Source organism: Chloroflexota bacterium (assembly GCA_016197225.1).
Classification (GTDB): Bacteria; Chloroflexota; Anaerolineae; order Anaerolineales; family VGOW01; genus VGOW01.
On sequence record JACPWC010000069.1, the window covers coordinates 19,882 to 37,903 of the forward strand.

Genomic DNA, 18,022 nt, shown 5'->3' on the forward strand with positions numbered 1-18,022 from the left:
GATATGCTATGGAACTGCCTGACCTGTCGCAAGAATATCCGCTCTCAGCCGAAAATGTGGCGGCCTATCGCGCGAACGGCCATATCTTGCTCCGGGACGTCGCCTCGCCGGAGGAGATGGCTGCCTACGGCCCGGCCATTGTCGAGGCGGCCATACGTTACAACACCGAACATCGTGCATTGGAGGAACGCGACACCTACAAAAAAGCCTTCCTCCAGATCATGAACCTGTGGGCATGCGATGACGCGGACGCGGTTCGCCGCTTTGTCCTGGCACGCCGCTTTGCGAAGATCGCTGCCGACTTGATGGGCGTGGAGCGCGTGCGGCTCTATCACGATCAAGCCCTGTTCAAGGAAGCCGGGGGCGGCTACACCCCCTGGCATCAAGACCAGCATTACTGGCCGTTGGACACCGACCAGACTATTACGATGTGGATGCCGCTGGTAGACGTCACGCCTGAAATGGGCGTACTGCATTTCGCCTCCGGCTCGCACACCAGCGGCTCTCTCGGCGAGTTCCCCATCTCAGACGAATCTCAGGATGTGTTTCGGAGGTTCATAGCCGAACGCGGCTTCCGGCTGAGCCAATCCCAGCCGATGGCGGCTGGCGATGCCACCTTTCACTCCGGCTGGGTTCTGCACGCCGCCGCGCCCAACACCACCGACACAATCCGCAAGGCAATGACCATGATCTACTATCCCGATGGGGCGCGGGTAGTAAACCCGGTGGGTGAAGGCCGCCAGAAAGATTTGGCGCGGTGGCTCCCCGGTTGCAAGCCGGGCGATTTGGCGGCCAGTGAACTCAATCCAGTGGTCTAGCCTGGGCAGCGCAGCCTCATTTGCATTCTATGCCCATTCACTTTGACATAGACCAATGGCAAAAAGTCAAAGAGACCTATCGCCTGTGGTGGGCACATCAACTCGACCGCCCCATCATCCCACTCACCCTGTCCGGGCGCGACCCTGGCCGCGACCGACCCTGCGCGCCATTGCTTTCGCAGACTACGTGCCACGACTTTTCGATCCCGGCGGAGGACCTGATTGACTGCATTGACTACGAACTGTCCCGGCTCGTGTTCCTCGGCGACGCCTTCCCCTTTTTCAGCATGGATGTCTTCGGGCCGGGCCTGATCGCGGCCTTCATGGGCGCGAGGCTCGACAACTCGACGGGGCTGGTCTGGTTTTTTCCATCCGAGGACTTGCCGATAGACCAAATCCATTTTCGCTACGATCCCGACAATCTCTGGTTCCGGCGGATTAAGGAGATTTACGAGGCCGGGATGCGCCACTGGCAGGGGCAGGTACTCATGAGCATGACCGACCTGGGCGGGAACCTGGACATCCTCTCGACCTTCCGACACGGCGAAAAGCTGCCGGTGGACCTGTACGAATACCCGGACGAAGTCAAACGCCTGACCTGGGAGGTGCACGAAGCCTGGCATCGCTACTTTGAAGAAATCAACGCTATTATCGCGCCGCACACGCCGGGCTACTCCGACTGGTCTTCGCTCTTCTACGAGCAGCCGGGGTACATGCTGCAATCCGACTTCACGTTCATGATCGGCCCGAAGATGTTCGACGAGTTTGCCGAGCCGGAACTGGCGGCCAGCACCCGGCGGCTTGCCCATTCTTTCTACCATCTGGACGGCATCGGCCAACTGGCCCATCTGGATTCCATATTGAAGATCGAAACGCTCAACGGGGTGCAGTGGGTTCCCGGCGCGGGCAAGCCCGACTGCGCTCACTGGCCGGAGGTTTATCAAAAGATTCACGCCGCCGGGAAACTGATGCAAATCTTCGGCGAGTTCGACATCCTCGACGCCGTCATTGAACAAGTCGGCGACCCCGGCGCGATTCATTGCCACTTTCACTGGGAACCGCTCACCGGCGACGAGAGCGAGTACCGCCGCCAGTTGGCGAGGTACGGGATCGAATGAGTCTCCACAATCATCTTACCCCCACGCCGCCGATGGGCTGGAACAGTTGGCTCTGCTATGCCAGCACCGTTCGGGAAGACGACGTGCGAGCTACATCGGACTACATGGCGCGGCACCTTCTACGTTACGGCTGGGAGTACGTGGTGATTGATGCACTATGGTACGACCCCCATCCCGTCGCCGGAACCTACCGCGAGAATGTCGCTATGGAAATGGACGCCTACGGGCGGTGGCTGCCGGCCATCAACCGTTTCCCTTCGGCGGCGGGCGGCGCGGGCTTCAAACCGCTTGCCGACGATCTGCATCACTTGGGGCTGAAGTTCGGAATTCATCTGATGCGCGGCATCCCGCGCCAGGCCGTGACGCTGAACACGCCCGTCCTCGGCACGCCCTGCCGGGCGCGGGACATCGTGAACACAAACGATGTGTGCGCTTGGAATCCCGATATGTATGGCCTGAACCTGTCACATCCGGGCGCGCAGGCGTATTACGATTCCGTGGCGGCGCTGTGCGCCGAGTGGTGCGTGGACTACATCAAGGCCGACGACATGGGGACGCCCTACTATCCCGATCACGTCGCCGCTTTCTCTCAGGCAATCAGGAAAACGGGCCACGACATCGTCCTCAGCCTTTCGCCGGGCTTGTGAATGAGCGTCGAAAACGCCGCGCACCTGAAAGCGCACAGCGAGCTGTGGCGCATCACCGCCGATTTGTGGGATCGCTGGGAGCCAGAGGTCAAAGATTCGACCGGCTTGAAAAATCAATTCGACGCCGCGCGGCAATGGGCGGAGTATATCGGCTCCGGACATTGGCCTGATCTCGACCTGCTGCCGCTGGGCCGGATCGGACCGTCTCCCCACATCGGGTCGGATCGCCCCACCCGCCTCACATGGGACGAGCAGATCACGCTCATGACTTTGTGGACAATGTTCCGGTCGCCGCTGATATTCGGCGGCGATTTGACGAGCCTCGACGAATGCACGTTGAACCTGCTCACTAACGCAGAAGTCCTCGCCGTGCACCGGGCAAGCGAGAACAATCGCGAAGTGTTCGCGCGCGGCGATCACATTGCCTGGGCCGCAGACGTTCCCGATTCGGCAGACAAGTGCCTGGCGCTGTTCAACCTCGGCGAGGCGCGCGCGCGGGTCGAGATCCCATTCCGAGAACTGGGAGTGTCGCGTGCGTGCGTGGTGCGCGATTTATGGGCGCATCAAGATTTAGGACCATTTCAAGATTCGTTTACGGCGTCGCTCGATCCGCACGCGGCTGGCCTATACCATCTGACGCCGCGCAACACTTTCTGACCGGGAGGAACAACGTATGGAACCCAAGCAACCGACCGCGCTGGACGACTTTTTATTCGACCTTCGCGGCTACCTGATCCTCAAGCAGGCAGTCGAGCCGGAGTCGGTCGCCAATCTCAATCGCCTCATAGAGGCATTGCCCGCGATGGAAAACAGGCAATGGCACGGCGACGCCCAACGCCGCGACTACAACGCGGCGGCCGGGTTCGAACTGCACAATTGTGTGGAGGCGGGTGAGCCGTTTGAACGGCTGATTGACCATCCCGGCTGGATCAACTATGTCCAGCACTACTGCGGCGAGGAAGGATCGTATGTCGAAGGGCTATTTATTGATGAGTGTATCCTGTCGGTGCGGCGCTCCGGCGGGTATCACCCGGTTCACTCCGGCGGGCACCGGGGCGCGTTGCGCGGAATCTACCATTACAGTCACGGCGTCTTCCGCTGTGGGCAGTGCAACATCATTCTGGCGCTGACGGACATCGGCCCCGGCGACGGCGGCACCATGGTGATCCCTGGCAGTCACAAATCGAACCTGCCGCATCCACAGGCCGGCGATTACGCCCGGCTTGAGCGGATGGACACGATGGAGGGCGCGATCGAAGTGCATCTTCAGAAGGGCGATGCTTTGCTGTTTGTGGATGGCCTAATGCATGGCGCGAGCAGCCGGACGAACCCCGGCGAACGGCGCGTGGTGATTTACCGATACGGCGCAAGTTGGGGGGCGACGCGCTTCGGATACACCTACTCGCAGGCCCTGCTCGATCGCCTGTCGCCCGAACGACGCAAGATCCTGCAACCGGTTCCGCCGTTGCGACCGCCGCAGCCGGGGGAGTAAGATGCGCGACCCCGGAATGACGCTCGCGCCTGAGTGGACTCGAGACCTCGTGATCTACGAGATCAACCCCTACGCCTTCACCTCGCCGGATGGCGCGGGCGGCGGGAGTGGCAGCGGGACCTTTGCCAGCCTGAAAGAGAAGCTGGCATATCTCGAAGAGCTGGGCATCACCGGTATCTGGCTGGCGGGATACTGTCGGTGCACGGCACACTTCTACGGCATCAAATCGGTCTATGCCTGCGTCCGGCCCGACGAATTTGACCCGGCGCTGGGCACGGCCCGCGATTTCAACGACATGATGGACGAGGCCCACCGCCGGAGCATCCGAATCTTTCTGGACGTGATCACACACGGCGTCGTGGACGACAGCCCCCTCATCGCTGAGCACCCCGATTGGTTCAAAGGCGGCACATGGGGGATGACGGACTACGACTACGATAACGCCGAGTTCAGAGAGGGGTGGATCAACGTGTGGGTCAATTACGTGACCGAGTACGGGGTGGACGGCTACCGCCTCGACGTGCCGCGCCAGCACCAGATGCCGCTGTGGGACATTATCACGGCACGATGCGCGGCGGCGGGGCATCCTATCGTCATCATCCCGGAGCATACCTGCACATACCATTTTGGTCAGCACGATTACTACGGCTTTAGTTCCGACATGGCGGGTGAATTTTGTGAGACTCCGCAGTATGTCGGCGTCCAAATCAGTTGCCACGACGAGGGCTGGCAGTCCGGCCCCGGCAACTATTACAAAGTCAAAGGCGAGCGGGGCAATCTGGCCTACACGCTGTTCGGGTACAACATCCCAGTCTTCATGTCCGGCGAGGAGTTCCAGGCCGAGCAGACGAGCCTGCCGGGGCTGGAGAAGAATCTGTACGGCGGCGGCGGGCCGGGCGGTTGGCTGTACGGCTCGTGGATTCAGTGGGAGCAGTTGGAGGAAACGAAGCACCGTGAGATGTTCGACGACTTCAAGAAGATGCTCCGCATCCGGCGTGAGAACCGGGACGTGTTGCACGGCGACCGCTCGGCCACGCACATCTTGAGAGTGCCGCACTCGCCCTCCACCCGGCCTATCCCGTACGTCCGCTTCATTCGGGGCGAGAAGGCCATCGTCGTTATCGCCAGCCACGACAACGCAATGGGGTTGCCGATGACGTTGCGCCTGCCACTGGCCGAAATGGGCATGAGCGGCAAGGGGCCATATCGTGTGACCGATTTGTGAGCGAGACCGCGTCAACCGCAACGGAAGCGGAACTCGGCCGGTTTGAAGTGACTGTGCCCAGAGCGCGCGCGCCGAACGGAGGCGCGCGGGTGTTCAAAATCGAGGCGATGGTGAGGCCATGACTCTCCGGGTTGAAGAATGTTTGCCCGCCATTGACCGGGCCACACTCACGCCGCGGGTGCAACGCGCCCTGAATAGTGAGACAGTCGAACTCAACGATTGGACGCTTCAACCGATTCACAGCGGCTTTGAAGTTCGCGCGGGTGTGTATCGCCTCATCGGCAGGGCGCATGATCACGAGCGAGCGGTTCCGTGGTCGCTCATTCTCAAGATCGTTCGCCCCGCGCCCGGCTCAAGCGAAGACGATCCACACGACTGGAACTATTTGAAGCGCGATGCGCTGGCTTATCAATCCAGCCTGTTGGCGGATTTGCCCGGCGGCCTCGCGGCCCCGCGCTGTTTCGCCGTCCTCGAGCAGGCGGAGGGTGAAATTTGGATCTGGCTCGAAGAGGTGAGAGATGACATCGGCTCGAAGTGGCCGCTATTGCGGTACGGTTTGGCCGCGCGGCATCTCGGCCGGTTCAACGGTGCATATCTGAACGGGCGGTCATTGCCGCACTGGCCGTGGTTGAGCCGGGAGTGGTTGCGCGTGCTTGTCACTCAAGCCGCACCTGCCATGGCCCAATTGCCGAGTGTGCTGAATCACCCGTTGCTGTGCCGCCTTTATCCCGACGACGTGGCGGAGGGCATCTTTCGATTGTGGGCCGACCGCGAGCCTCTGCTCTCCGCGCTCGACCGCCTGCCGCGCACCTTCTGCCACCGCGATGCTTTTCGCCGTAATCTGTTCGCGCGGCGCGGCGCGGATGGACAGGAGCAGACAGTAGCGATTGACTGGGTTTTTGCAGGCGCCGGGGCGATTGGGGAAGAGGCAGTTGCTCCGGTGGCGGCGACGCTGGGTTTCCGGGAAGTTGATCTGGCCGAAGCGGCGGAGCTGGAGAAAGTCGTCTTTGAGAATTATCTGGCAGGGTTGCGCGATTCCGGCTGGGAGGGCGACTCGCGATTGGCGCGATTCGGCTACGCGGCGGCGGCCCCGTTGCGTTACTGCCTCGGCGGCACGCGGAATCTTCTGCCGGTTATGCTCGATGAGTCTCAACACCCACGCTTCGAGAAAATGTGGGGCGACCCCATCCATGTTTACGCAGATTATTGGGCGAGGATGTTCCGTTACCTGCTCACGTTGGCCGATGAAGCGCGCGGGTTGTTGAGAATGATGGATGCGTGGTGATGGAATTGGGATTCAAACCTGACTTTGAAGAAGCGCGGGGACGCTGGACAGCCTTCTGGAAGGGCGAGAGCACGCGGCCCCTCGTCAGCATCATCGTGCCCAAACCGGGCACGAAATATCGCGGGCCGAACAAACATCTGGCCGGCCTCCCGTGGGAAACGCCCTTCACGCCCACTGGCCTGCCGGGCGAGCCGCCAGTGTATCTTGCCTGCCTCGACGGCAACTTTCAGCCGGTCATTGACCAACTGCTGGCTTGGGGCGAGGCCTACGATTTCATCGGCGAGGCCATCCCCGGCTATTATCTGGAGTTCGGCCCGGACACCTTCGCCGCTTATCTCGGCGCGGAACTTCATTACGACGAGGACAGCAAATCAAACTGGTGCCTCCCATTCGTTGAGGATTGGGACGAGGTGGAAATCCGCTTCCAGCGCGAGGGCCATTGGTGGCAATTGACTCGGGCCTTCATCCGCGCCCTGCGCGCGCAGTGCGACGGCAAACTATTGATCGTTCCGCCCACGCTGGTCGGCAATCTCGATGCGCTGGCCGCCATTCGCGGGGCGGCTAACCTATTCGTGGACATGATGGAAGAACCGGAGAAAATCCAGCGCGCGCTGGAGGCCGTCTGCCGCGCGCACACTGAGATTATCAACGCGTACGCGGAGGAACTGGCGTGGGATGAGTGGGGTAGTCTCAATATTGAAGCCACATACACAACAGGCCGGCACAGCCGCCCGCAGTGTGACGCCTCTTGTATGATCAGCATGCAGATGTTTCAGGAATTTGTGCTACCCTGCTTGCAATACGAAGCGAACGAGCAGGACGCCTTCGTCTTCCATCTCGATGGACCGGGGGCGTTGCATCACGTCGAGGCGCTGTGCGGCATGGATAAGCTAGATGTGATTGCCTTCATGCCGGGCACAGGCAACGAGGGTAAGGATTGGTCGGAATTGGCGGCGAAAATTGACCGTTTGGGCAAAGGGCACTTGTTCGCCAGCACCAAGACCAGCCAGGCCGAAATCAAGGCGGCGTGGCAAAAATATAATTCGCGCAAACTGTTCTTCTGTACGGACGCCGCCTCGCGGATGGAGGCGGAAGACTTCATCGCCGAGCTTGAACAACTTGAGAAAGTGAGGAACGACGACTCATGAACGAGACCACGACTTCCGTCGAGCGAGTCCGCACGGTGCTGAGCGGCGGCCTCCCCGACCGCGTGCCGGTGGATTTGCACAACTTCATGATGACGGCCCAGGCCTCCGGGATGCCGTTCCCCGAATATTTCCAGAACGGCGAGGCGATGGCCGAGGGCCAAATCAAAGCCTGGCGCGAGTTCGGGCACGACGTGCTGCTGTTGGAGAACGGCACGGCGGCGCTGGCGCAGGCGTGCGGCGTGGGCGTGGAATTTCTCACCGAGAGCGCGCCAGTGTCTTTCGTGCCGGTCATCAATAGTCTTGAAGACATAGATAAACTGCGGATGCCCGATCCCTATAAAGACCATCCCTTGCCTGAATTGTTGAAGACCACGCGGATTGTGGTGCAGGAAATCGGCGACAAGGCGTTCATCATTGGCCGCGCCGACCAGGGGCCCTTTTCACTGGCGAGCATGATCCTGGGCATGGTGGAATTCCTGGCCGAGATTGGCGAGGCGGAGAAGCAGGCATTGCTTCACCGCTTGCTGGAGTTTTCGCTGGAGGCTTGCTATCGCTACGCTGTGGCGCAGATGGAGCAGGGCGCGCACATGACTTCCATCGGCGAATCACTCGCGGGGCCGGATGTCTGCTCGCCCAAAGTTTACCGGGAGTACGAATGGCCTTATGCCAAACGGCTGGTTGACCGGCTGAGGGAGAAGAACATCCCCCTGGCCTATCACATCTGCGGCAACGCCACGCCGATTGTGAAGGAGATGGCCGAGACGGGCGCGGCAGTTCTCGAACTGGATTACAAAGTGGACCTTCATCAAGTCAAAGAAGCGACGCGCGGCAAGACGACCGTCTTAGGCCCGATTGATCCCAGCGGCGTCATGGCTTTGGGCACGCCGGAACTGGTGACCGAGAAATGCCGGGAGGCGATAGAGGTTCTGGGGCCAGGCGGCGGGCTGATTTTGGGGCCGGGTTGCGCGCTGCCGCCGCTGACGCCACCGGAAAACGTCCATGCCATGATTGAAACGGCGCGCCACTATGGTCGTTACATCTGATGGCTGAATTCCACCTTGAGAGGGCAAATTACCGCGGCTGGCCGAACTGTTATAGGCTGTCGAATGCCTCGGCAGAGTTGATCGTCACCACAGACGTTGGGCCGCGCCTCATTCGCTTTGGTTTTGTGGGCGGCGACAACGAGTTTGCGGAATTCCCAGCGCACTTGGGACAGACCGGCGGCGACGAGTGGCGCATGTACGGCGGGCACCGGCTGTGGCACGCGCCAGAGGCGATACCGCGCACGTACTTCCCCGACAACGGGCCGGTAGCGTTTGAAATCTGCTCTGAATTTATGCGTGTCATCCAGCCCATGGAAACCACGACCGGCATTCAGAAAGAAATGGACATTCGTCTCTGGCCCGACGCCGCGTGTGTGCAAGTCACGCATCGCCTCCGCAATTGCGGCCTGTGGGCGGTGGAATTGGCGGCGTGGGCACTGACGGCCATGGCCCCCGGCGGCATAGCCGTCATCCCACGGCCCCCGCGCGGTGCACACCTGGAGAATCTTCAGCCAAACAGTTTGCTGACATTGTGGCCTTACACCGATCTGTCCGATCCACGCTGGAGGTGGGGACACAAATATGTTCTTTTGCGACAAGACCCCTATCAGAGCCAGCCGCAAAAAATCGGCGCGCCTGTTCCTGACGGTTGGGCCGCCTATGCGCGGGGGGACCGCCTCTTCGTCAAATCCTTCGCCCACGCTCCCGGCGCGGCTTACCCCGACTTTGGCTGTTCAGCCGAAGCCTTTGCCAACGCCGATATGCTGGAGTTGGAAACACTCAGCCCGCTGACGCGGTTGGAACCGGGCGCGATTGTGGAGCACACCGAACACTGGTATCTTTTCCGCGATGTGCCTGCCCCAGACGGCGACGCCGATGTGGACAGGCATATCTTGCCCAAACTCAAGGAGATCATTCTATGAGCCGTGAAGACGAAATTAAACAGGGATTGTACGAGCACACGCTGGTAGGGCACGCCAAAGACGTGAAGGCGCTCACCGAGGAAGGCGTCACGTTGGGGATGGATCCGATGGACTTGCTGTTCGGCGCGTTGATCCCTTCGTTGCAGGAGGTGGGCCGCCGCTTCGAGATCGGCGAATACTTCGTCCCCGAAATGCTGATCGCCGCCAAAGCCATGCAGAACGCGCTGACCATCCTGCGCCCGCTGCTGGCCCAAACCGGCGCGAAGCCGCTGGGCACGGTCGTGATGCTCACCGTCAAGGGCGACCTGCACGACATCGGCAAGAACCTGTGCGACATCATGCTGGAGGGGGCCGGGTTCACGGTGATTGACCTGGGCACGAACGTATCGCCGGAGAAAGTGGTCGCGGCAGTCAAACAGCACCAGCCGCCCGTCATCGGCTTCTCTGCCTTTCTCACCACCACCATGCCCATGTTCAAAGCCAACATGGAGGCGCTCGCCAAAGAGGGATTGCGCGACAAGGTCAAAGTGATAGTCGGCGGCGCCCCCGTGACCCAGGAATACGCCGACAAAGTGGGCGCGGACGGTTACGCCAAAGATGCCAGCGCCACCGTACGCCTTGTCAAGCGTTTGATGCAAGAGTTGGGCTACGACATGAGCGGGAGCGGCGAAGCCTCCGAAGCGACGGCGGCGGCGGTACAGGCGGTGGAGCAGTTTATGGATAAGGTTGGCAGGGCCGAGGAGGCAATGACAGTGGCGCAGAAGAAACACGCCGGGGAATGATGGAAACAGTATTGCACTCCAAATCGAAAACCGTCATCATCGGGCCAGGGCAGCCATTCGTGATGATCGGCGAGCGCATCAACCCCAGCGGCCGCAGGAAACTCGGCGCAGAGATAGCGGCGGGCGACTTTACCCGCGTGCGGCGCGACGCCGAAGCGCAGGTAGCCGCCGGGGCGCACCTGCTAGATGTGAACGCGGGCTATCCACTTGGGGATGAGGTCGCCATGCTAACGACCGCTGTCCGCACCGTGCAGGCCGTGACCGATGCGCCTCTGTGTATTGACTCGTCGGTCATCGAGGCGCTGGAAGCGGCGCTGACCGTGTACGAGGGCAAGGCGCTGGTCAACTCGGTCACGGGCGAAGAGGAGCGGCTGGAACGCATCCTGCCGCTGATCAAGAAACACGGGGCCGCCGTTATCGGCATGGCCAACGATGAAACCTCTATCTCCAACGACCCCTACGAGCGGCTGGCCGTTGCGCGCAAGATCGTCGAGCGTGCACAGGATCACGGCATCCCGCCGCAAGATGTGATCATTGACCCGCTGTGCCTCACGGTGGCCGCCGACCCGCAGACCGCGCAGATCACGCTCGCCGCGATGCGGCTGATCCGCGACGCGCTGGGCGTGAACATGATTTGCGGCGCGAGCAACGTCTCTTTTGGCCTGCCGGAGCGGTCGGCCATCAACGCCGCGTTTCTTTCGATTGCGATGGCGTGCGGGTTGACGTGCGCGATCACCGACCCGACCAACCCAATGATTCGCCAAGCCGTGCTGGCGAGCGACGTGCTGTTCGGCCACGACGAATATGCGGCGGCGTGGATCGCGCAGTATCGGGCAAAGCAGAAGGCAGTAGTCAGTAGTCAGTAATCAGTGATCAGTCGCCGTGAAACATCCTGTCACGTTTCTGCCCCAGAACTTAGTCACGCACGCCCCTGAAGGCACGACGGTCTTCAATGCCGCCAACTGGGCGGGTCTGCCGATTGACAGCACCTGCGGCGGGCGCGGCACTTGCGGGAAATGCAAAGTCCGATTCCTGCAAGGCGCGAACTCCACCACCGAAGCAGATCATCGTTTCCTGTCTGACGCTGAACTCGCCGAGGGCTGGCGGCTGTCGTGCCGGGCCGGAGTCCACGCCGAGTGCGCGGTCGAAGTACCGCGCATGATGACGTCACCCAAGGCGGCGTTGCTCGGCTACGGGCGGCATGTCGCCATTGATCCAAACGTTGATAAAGTTCATCTGCAACTCTCGGAACCTTCGCTGGCAGATCAACGCTCGGACGTTCAGCGCCTGATGGACGCTTTGCGCGTTGAAGGATACGAAGCCCGCGCCCTCCCGGCAGTGTGGCGCGCACTGCCCAAATTGCTCCGCGCCAGCAATTTTGCCCTCACCGCGGTGGTGTGCGGCGATGAGCTGATCGCAGTGGAGCCGGGGGACACGACCGGCCACAATGTCGGGCTGGCGCTGGACATCGGCACGACGACCGTTGTCGGCGCACTGGTCAACTTGAACACCGGAATGGTCGCCGCCGTGCAGTCCACGCTCAACGGGCAGGCAGCATTCGGGGCGGACGTGATCTCGCGCATCAGCCACGCCATGCTGGAATCGGACGGGTTGGCCGTCTTGCACGCCCGCATCGTCGAAACCATCAACACCCTGCTCGACAATCTGCTGGCCGCCTCCGGCGTGGCGCGTGAAAACATTTACGAAGCCGTGGCCGTGGGGAATGCGACAATGCTGCACTTGCTGTTGGGTATTGACCCGGAGCCGATTGGTGTTGAACCTTTCGTCCCCGCAGTCGCCGGGGCTGTGACACTGCCCGCCGCGGAGATCAGCCTCCGATTGCATCCACAAGCGCGCTTAAGCACCTTGCCACATTTGGGCGCGTACGTGGGGGCCGACATCGTCGCCGGTGTGCTGGCGACGGGGCTGGCGCGGAGTGGCGACGACAAACTGCGGCTGTACATTGACGTGGGCACGAATGGCGAGATCATCCTCGGCTCGTCGCGCCGCATGTTGGCCACGGCGGCTCCGGCCGGCCCGGCGTTTGAGGGCGCGCAAATTAAGTGCGGGATGCGCGCCCGGCTCGGGGTTGGTGGATGCGGTGGCCGAACTGATCAACTGCGGATTGGTGGACGCCTCAGGCCGCCTCGCGCGCCCCGACGCCGCACGCAGGCGGCTCCCCGACGCGCTCGTGGATCGCCTGGTCGAAGTGGACGGGGTGCGCGCGTTTCTGTTGAGCGCGCCGGAAGATGGCATCGTGCTCACTCAGACCGACATCCGCGCCCTGCAATTTGCCAAGGCCGCCATCGCCTCCGGCGCGAATGTGCTGATGGCGAAATTGGGCGTGCGGGCAGAAGAGTTACATGAGGTATTGCTGGCGGGGTCGTTCGGCTCGTACATCAACCCGGCCAGCGCGCGCACGATCGGGCTGGTGCCGCCGCAGGCGCCGGTGGAGCGGATCGTGGCGGTGGGGAACGCGGCGGGCGAGGGAGCGAAGATGGCCCTGCTCTCGTTCCGCGAGCGCGAGGCGGCCAATCGCATCCCGGACTTTATCGAATACGTCGAACTCTCAGGGCGACCGGAGTTCAACGACATCTTCACCGAAGCGTTGACGTTTCCCGCGCCGCACGAAGGATAACTTTCATCCATGCCCCGCTCGCGTGACGAAACGCTCGCTCTACTTTCCGGTCGTCCAGACTCGCGCGTGCCCGTCTTCAGCGGCCTGCCCAGCCTGACGGCCTCGGGGCTGGCGACGGCGGGCGTCCGCTACGGCGAAGCGCACACCGACCCGGCGAAGATGGCGCAGGCGGCGGCCAGCACGTTTGAGACGTTCGGCTTTGAGTCGGCGGTCGTCCCGTTCGATCTATGTGTCGAGGCCGAAGCGCTGGGGTGTGGCGTGGATTTTCAAACCGACGTGGATGCCTTCCTGCCGCCGATTGTGGACTCGCCTTTAGATGTTGAGCTTGCGCTTGAACAATTATCTGTGCCCGATGATGTCTCACAGGTTGGCCGCCTCCCAGTGGTGGCCGAGGCTCTGCGGCGGCTGAAGGCCGGAGTGGGGCGTGAGGTCGCGGTTGGGGCGTGGGTGCCGGGGCCGTTCACACTGGGCTGGCAACTATTCGGCACGACCGATTGGCTCACCTCAGTTAAATGGGATTCAGATCGACTCAACAGCCTGCTCACCCGGTTGGAAGATTTTCTGGCGCGGGTGGCCGCCTCTTACCGTGAGGCCGGGGCGGACTTCATCACCGTCCACGAAATGGGCGGCTCGTCGCAAGTCATCGGCCCGAACACATTTCGCGCGCTGGTCAAACCGAGCCTGACGCGGTTGTTGGCCCGCTTGCCCTCGCCCAAAGTGCTCAGCATGTGCGGCGACACGAACGCGATCCTGAGCGACCTTGCGGCGTGCGGCGCGGATGCGCTCAGCGTCGATCAGCGCGCCGATCTCTCTCTCGCCCGCCGCGCCCTCGGCCCGCAAGCCGTCTTACTGGGCAACTTCGATCCGGTGGCTGTGTTGAGTCAGGCTACGCCGACTCGGATCGCGCAGACCGTGACCGCCATCGTCAACGCCGGCGCGAGCGCGGTTTGGCCCGGCTGTGATCTCTGGCCGGAGATTCCAGAAGACAACTTCCGTGCGCTAATGGAAGCCGCCGCGCCGCGAGCTTGAAAGGCGACCATGCCTGAAAAGCAATTTGACCTGATCACCATGGGCCGCTCGTCCATTGATTTGTACGCTAACGACGTGGGCGCGGCATTTGTGGACATCAAAAGTTTCGCCGCCTACGTCGGCGGCTCGCCCACCAACATCGCGGTGGGCGCGCGACGGCTCGGACTGCGAGTGGCGCTGTTGACTGCCGTTGGCAACGATCCGGTCGGCGATTTTATCCTCAACTTCCTGAACAGCGAGGGCATTGATACCCGGTTCATTCCGCGCAAGCCGGGCGCGCGCAGTAGCGCGGTGGTGCTGGGCATCGAGCCGCCCGACAAGTTCCCGCTCGTCTTTTACCGCGACAATGCCGCCGACGTTCAACTAACGATTGACGACGTGCTGGCGATGCCTATCGCCGACAGCCGCGTATTGGAGATTTCCGGCACGGGGCTGAGCAGGGAGCCGGGCCGGAGTGCCACGTTCTTCGCCGCTGAACAGGCCCGCGCCGCCGGGACGACCATCATCCTCGACCTCGACTTCCGCGCCGACCAGTGGCACGACCCGCGCGCGTTCGGCGTCGCCATCCGTTCGATCCTGCCGCTCGTCAACATCGCCCTCGGCACCGAAGCGGAGATCAAAGCCGCCATGTTGCGCGAGGCGGCTCAACTCATAATCTCCAATTCTCAAATCTCCAATCCCGAGGTAGCAGGCGACCTGGCGTCGGCCATTCACGTTCTCCTCAGTCGCGGGCCGGAGGCGTTGGTGGTCAAGCGGGGCGAAAGAGGCGCGTCGGTCTTTCTGGCCGACGGGCAAGTCATAGACGCGCCCGGCTTCCCCATCGAGGTTTACAACGTCCTCGGCGCCGGCGACGCCTTCGCCGCCGGATTCATCTACGGCTACCTCAAAGGCTGGGACTGGCGCAAGGCGGCGCGCATGGGCAACGCTTGCGGCGCAATCGTCGTAACCCGGCACGGCTGCGCGAACTTTATGGGTTATGAGGATGAAGTGTTGATGTTTATCGAAGAACGTGGAGGCTTCTAATGGCACACACAAAACGCCTCACGATGGCTCAGGCCATCATCCAATTTCTGAAAAATCAATACGTCAAACGCGACGGCAATCAACAGCCGTTCTTCGCCGGGTGCTGGGGCATCTTTGGGCACGGCAACGTGACCGGCATCGGGCAGGCGCTGCAACAGAACCCCGACTTCCGCTATTACCAGACGCGCAATGAGCAGGCAATGGTGCACACTGCGGCGGCGTTCGCCAAGATGAATAATCGCCTGCGGACGTTCGCCTGTACCACCTCCATCGGGCCGGGCGCGACGAATATGGTGACGGCGGCGGCGGGCGCGACCATCAACCGCTTGCCCGTCCTGCTCCTACCCGGCGACATTTTTGCGCGGCGCAACGTCGCGCCCGTTCTACAACAATTGGAGTGGGGCGCGTCGCAGGACATCTCCGTCAACGATTGCTTCAAGCCCGTCTCGCGCTACTGGGATCGCCTCAACCGCCCGGAGCAAATCATCACGGCCCTGCCCGAGGCGTTGCGCGTGTTGATCTCTCCAGCCGAGACGGGCGCGGTGACACTTGCTCTGCCGCAAGACGTGCAGGCCGAAGCCTTCGAGTATCCGGCGGCGCTCTTTGAGAAGCGCGTGTGGCACATCCCGCGCCTGAGGCCTGATGCCGCCCTGTTGAAGAAAGCAGTGGATTGGATTCGCGCCAGCAAAGCGCCGCTCATCATCGCCGGCGGCGGCGTGATTTACAGCGAGGCCACCGATGTGCTCGCCCGCTTCGCGGAACGCACCGGCATCCCCGTGGCCGAGACTCAGGCGGGCAAGGGCGCGTTGCGCTACGACCATCCTTCAGCACTCGGCGCGATGGGTGTGACCGGCGCGCCGGGGGCCAACGTCATTGCGCGTGAAGCCGACCTCGTCATCGGCATCGGGACACGCTACAGCGATTTCACCACCGCCTCCAAGACCGCCTTCCAAGACCCGAACGCACGCTTCATCAATATTAACGTGGCCGAGTTCGACGCGCACAAGCACGCCGCCCTGCCGCTGGTGGGCGACGCGCGCATGACGCTCGATGAACTTGAGGCGATGCTGGCCGATTATAAAGTGGCAGACGATTACCGGGCGCGCGCCACACAATTCAACCGCGAGTGGGATGCCGAAGTGAGCCGCCTCTACAACCTGGAGCATGGCCCGCCCATCAGCCAGAGCGAAGTCATCGGCGCGGTGAATGAAGCATCGCGCCCGCAGGACGTGGTGCTGTGCGCGGCGGGCAGCCTGCCCGGCGACCTGCACAAATTGTGGCGGGCGCGCGACCCGAAGGGTTATCATCTTGAATACGGCTACTCGTGCATGGGCTATGAAATAGCGGGCGGATTGGGGGTGAAGATGGCGGCCCCGGAGCGCGAGGTGTACGTGATGGTGGGCGACGGCTCGTATTTGATGATGGCGCAGGAGATCGTCACTTCGCTTCAGGAAGGTTACAAACTCACTATCGTGCTGATCAACAATCACGGCTTTGCCAGCATCGGCGGCCTCTCGGCCTCGCTGGGCAGTGGCGGGTTCGGGACGCACTATCGTTACCGCAACCCGGCGACCGGCCAGCTGGACGGCGAGCGCCTGCCGGTGGACTTCGCCGCGAACGCGCGCAGTCTGGGCGCGCGCGTCATCGAGGCGAGCGATTTGCCCTCGTTGAAGGTTGCGTTGGCTGAGGCGCGTCAGCAGACGCGCACCACCGTGATTGTGATTGAGACGGATCGTGAGCAGCGTGTGCCGGGTTACGAAAGTTGGTGGGATGTGCCGATTGCCGAAGCCTCTGAAATGGAAACGGTGAGGGCGGCATATCAGCAGTATCAGTCGGCGAAAGAAAAGGAACGCTATCACCTATGATGATCTCGCCCGGACGAATACGCGGCCTGCAGGCCAGCGCGGCCCCGCAAGGCATCTTCACCATTCTGGCCATTGATCACCGCGACGCACTGCGGGTGATGTTGGACGCCCACACGCCGGAGTCAGTGCCCGCCTCGCAACTTACCGAATTGAAGCTCGCCATCACCCGGTGCCTCGCGCCGCAAGCCAGCGCGGTGTTGCTCGATCCACTGTACAGCGCGGCGCAGGCGATAACGTCACAGGCCTTGCCCGGTCACGTCGGGCTGTTGTGCGCGCTGGAAGAGCAGGGCTATCTTGGCGATCCACATCGCCGCCGGACGACGTTGTTACCCGGCTGGAGCGTTGAGAAAGCGAAGCGGCTGGGCGCGACCGGAGTCAAAATTCTTCTCTTCTATCATCCTGAAGCGGGGATGGCCGCTGAGAAACAGGAGCAGTTGGTACGCGCGGTGCTGGCCGAGTGCCATCGCTGGGAAACCCCGTTCTTTCTCGAACCGATCTCGTACTCGCTTGACCCGTCTATTCAGAAGGGGAGCGTGGAATTTGCGCGGCTCCGCCGGCGAATCGTGGTGGAGAGCGCCCGCCGTTTGGGGGCGCTGGGGCCGGACGTGCTCAAAGTTGAGTTTCCCGTTGATGTCAAACACGACACGGATCAGGCCGCCTGGGCCGAAGCCTGCGCCGAACTCGATGAAGCCGCCTCAGCGCCGTGGGCCTTGCTCTCTGCCGACGAGCCATTTGAGGTGTTCAAGCAACAGTTGCGTGTGGCATGTCAGGCCGGGTGTTCCGGCTTCTTGGCCGGGCGCGCGGTGTGGCGCGGAGCAGTGAAACTGACCGGCGCGGAGCGAGAGAACTTTCTGGAAAACGTCGCACGCCGCCGCTTCGCCGAACTGGTTGAGATCGCGCTTGAATTCGGCAAGCCCTGGCAACGCCGCCATTCACTGCCGGAGATAAACGAGCAGTGGCATTTGCAATACTGATTGGAAGGAGGC

General features: G+C 62.1%; 16 protein-coding genes and 1 pseudogene. All 17 read left to right on the forward strand.

Features of this window, described 5'->3' with window-relative positions; translation table 11 throughout:
• Nucleotides 1-8: 8 nt before the first annotated feature.
• The gene (locus tag HYZ49_12760) at nucleotides 9-818 is read left to right on the forward strand and encodes a phytanoyl-CoA dioxygenase family protein (GenBank protein ID MBI3243157.1); all 810 of its coding nucleotides are present in this window, start codon (nucleotides 9-11) and stop codon (nucleotides 816-818) included.
• 29 nt (nucleotides 819-847) lie between these two features.
• Nucleotides 848-1,936, forward strand: coding sequence for a hypothetical protein (locus tag HYZ49_12765; GenBank protein ID MBI3243158.1), 1,089 nt, complete (start codon nucleotides 848-850; stop codon nucleotides 1,934-1,936).
• Nucleotides 1,933-3,240 (forward strand): annotated as a pseudogene (locus tag HYZ49_12770) (glycoside hydrolase family 27 protein). The gene HYZ49_12765 and the pseudogene HYZ49_12770 overlap by 4 nt, the downstream one beginning before the upstream one ends.
• Nucleotides 3,241-3,256: 16 nt before the next feature.
• On the forward strand, nucleotides 3,257-4,075 hold the full coding sequence (locus HYZ49_12775; protein ID MBI3243159.1) for a phytanoyl-CoA dioxygenase family protein: 819 nt from the start codon (nucleotides 3,257-3,259) through the stop codon (nucleotides 4,073-4,075).
• A 1-nt stretch (nucleotide 4,076) separates the two neighbouring features.
• On the forward strand, nucleotides 4,077-5,300 hold the full coding sequence (locus HYZ49_12780) for a hypothetical protein (GenBank protein MBI3243160.1): 1,224 nt from the start codon (nucleotides 4,077-4,079) through the stop codon (nucleotides 5,298-5,300).
• Between the two features lie 118 nt (nucleotides 5,301-5,418).
• Nucleotides 5,419-6,585, forward strand: coding sequence for a hypothetical protein (locus HYZ49_12785; GenBank protein ID MBI3243161.1), 1,167 nt, complete (start codon nucleotides 5,419-5,421; stop codon nucleotides 6,583-6,585).
• The gene (locus tag HYZ49_12790) at nucleotides 6,585-7,733 is read left to right on the forward strand and encodes a hypothetical protein (protein MBI3243162.1); all 1,149 of its coding nucleotides are present in this window, start codon (nucleotides 6,585-6,587) and stop codon (nucleotides 7,731-7,733) included. Before HYZ49_12785 ends, HYZ49_12790 begins: the two co-directional genes overlap by 1 nt.
• Nucleotides 7,730-8,776, forward strand: coding sequence for a uroporphyrinogen decarboxylase family protein (locus tag HYZ49_12795; GenBank protein MBI3243163.1), 1,047 nt, complete (start codon nucleotides 7,730-7,732; stop codon nucleotides 8,774-8,776). Before HYZ49_12790 ends, HYZ49_12795 begins: the two co-directional genes overlap by 4 nt.
• The gene (locus HYZ49_12800; protein MBI3243164.1) at nucleotides 8,776-9,699 is read left to right on the forward strand and encodes a hypothetical protein; all 924 of its coding nucleotides are present in this window, start codon (nucleotides 8,776-8,778) and stop codon (nucleotides 9,697-9,699) included. Before HYZ49_12795 ends, HYZ49_12800 begins: the two co-directional genes overlap by 1 nt.
• Nucleotides 9,696-10,481 carry a corrinoid protein gene (locus tag HYZ49_12805; protein ID MBI3243165.1) on the forward strand — a complete coding sequence of 262 codons (786 nt, stop codon included), beginning with the start codon at nucleotides 9,696-9,698 and terminating at the stop codon, nucleotides 10,479-10,481. The genes HYZ49_12800 and HYZ49_12805 overlap by 4 nt, the downstream gene beginning before the upstream one ends.
• Complete coding sequence (locus HYZ49_12810) at nucleotides 10,481-11,347, forward strand: dihydropteroate synthase (protein ID MBI3243166.1); 867 nt, start codon at nucleotides 10,481-10,483, stop codon at nucleotides 11,345-11,347. The genes HYZ49_12805 and HYZ49_12810 overlap by 1 nt, the downstream gene beginning before the upstream one ends.
• A 16-nt stretch (nucleotides 11,348-11,363) precedes the next feature.
• Complete coding sequence (locus HYZ49_12815; GenBank protein MBI3243167.1) at nucleotides 11,364-12,848, forward strand: DUF4445 domain-containing protein; 1,485 nt, start codon at nucleotides 11,364-11,366, stop codon at nucleotides 12,846-12,848.
• A complete protein-coding gene (locus HYZ49_12820) occupies nucleotides 12,739-13,119 on the forward strand; it encodes a DUF4445 domain-containing protein (protein ID MBI3243168.1) in 381 nt (126 codons plus the stop codon). The genes HYZ49_12815 and HYZ49_12820 overlap by 110 nt, the downstream gene beginning before the upstream one ends.
• 9 nt (nucleotides 13,120-13,128) lie before the next feature.
• On the forward strand, nucleotides 13,129-14,148 hold the full coding sequence (locus HYZ49_12825; GenBank protein ID MBI3243169.1) for a methyltransferase: 1,020 nt from the start codon (nucleotides 13,129-13,131) through the stop codon (nucleotides 14,146-14,148).
• 9 nt (nucleotides 14,149-14,157) lie between these two features.
• Complete coding sequence (gene iolC / locus HYZ49_12830) at nucleotides 14,158-15,171, forward strand: 5-dehydro-2-deoxygluconokinase (protein MBI3243170.1); 1,014 nt, start codon at nucleotides 14,158-14,160, stop codon at nucleotides 15,169-15,171.
• A gap of 23 nt (nucleotides 15,172-15,194) precedes the next feature.
• The gene (gene iolD / locus HYZ49_12835) at nucleotides 15,195-17,036 is read left to right on the forward strand and encodes a 3D-(3,5/4)-trihydroxycyclohexane-1,2-dione acylhydrolase (decyclizing) (protein MBI3243171.1); all 1,842 of its coding nucleotides are present in this window, start codon (nucleotides 15,195-15,197) and stop codon (nucleotides 17,034-17,036) included.
• On the forward strand, nucleotides 17,033-18,010 hold the full coding sequence (locus HYZ49_12840; protein MBI3243172.1) for a tagatose 1,6-diphosphate aldolase: 978 nt from the start codon (nucleotides 17,033-17,035) through the stop codon (nucleotides 18,008-18,010). The genes iolD and HYZ49_12840 overlap by 4 nt, the downstream gene beginning before the upstream one ends.
• Nucleotides 18,011-18,022: the final 12 nt, after the last annotated feature.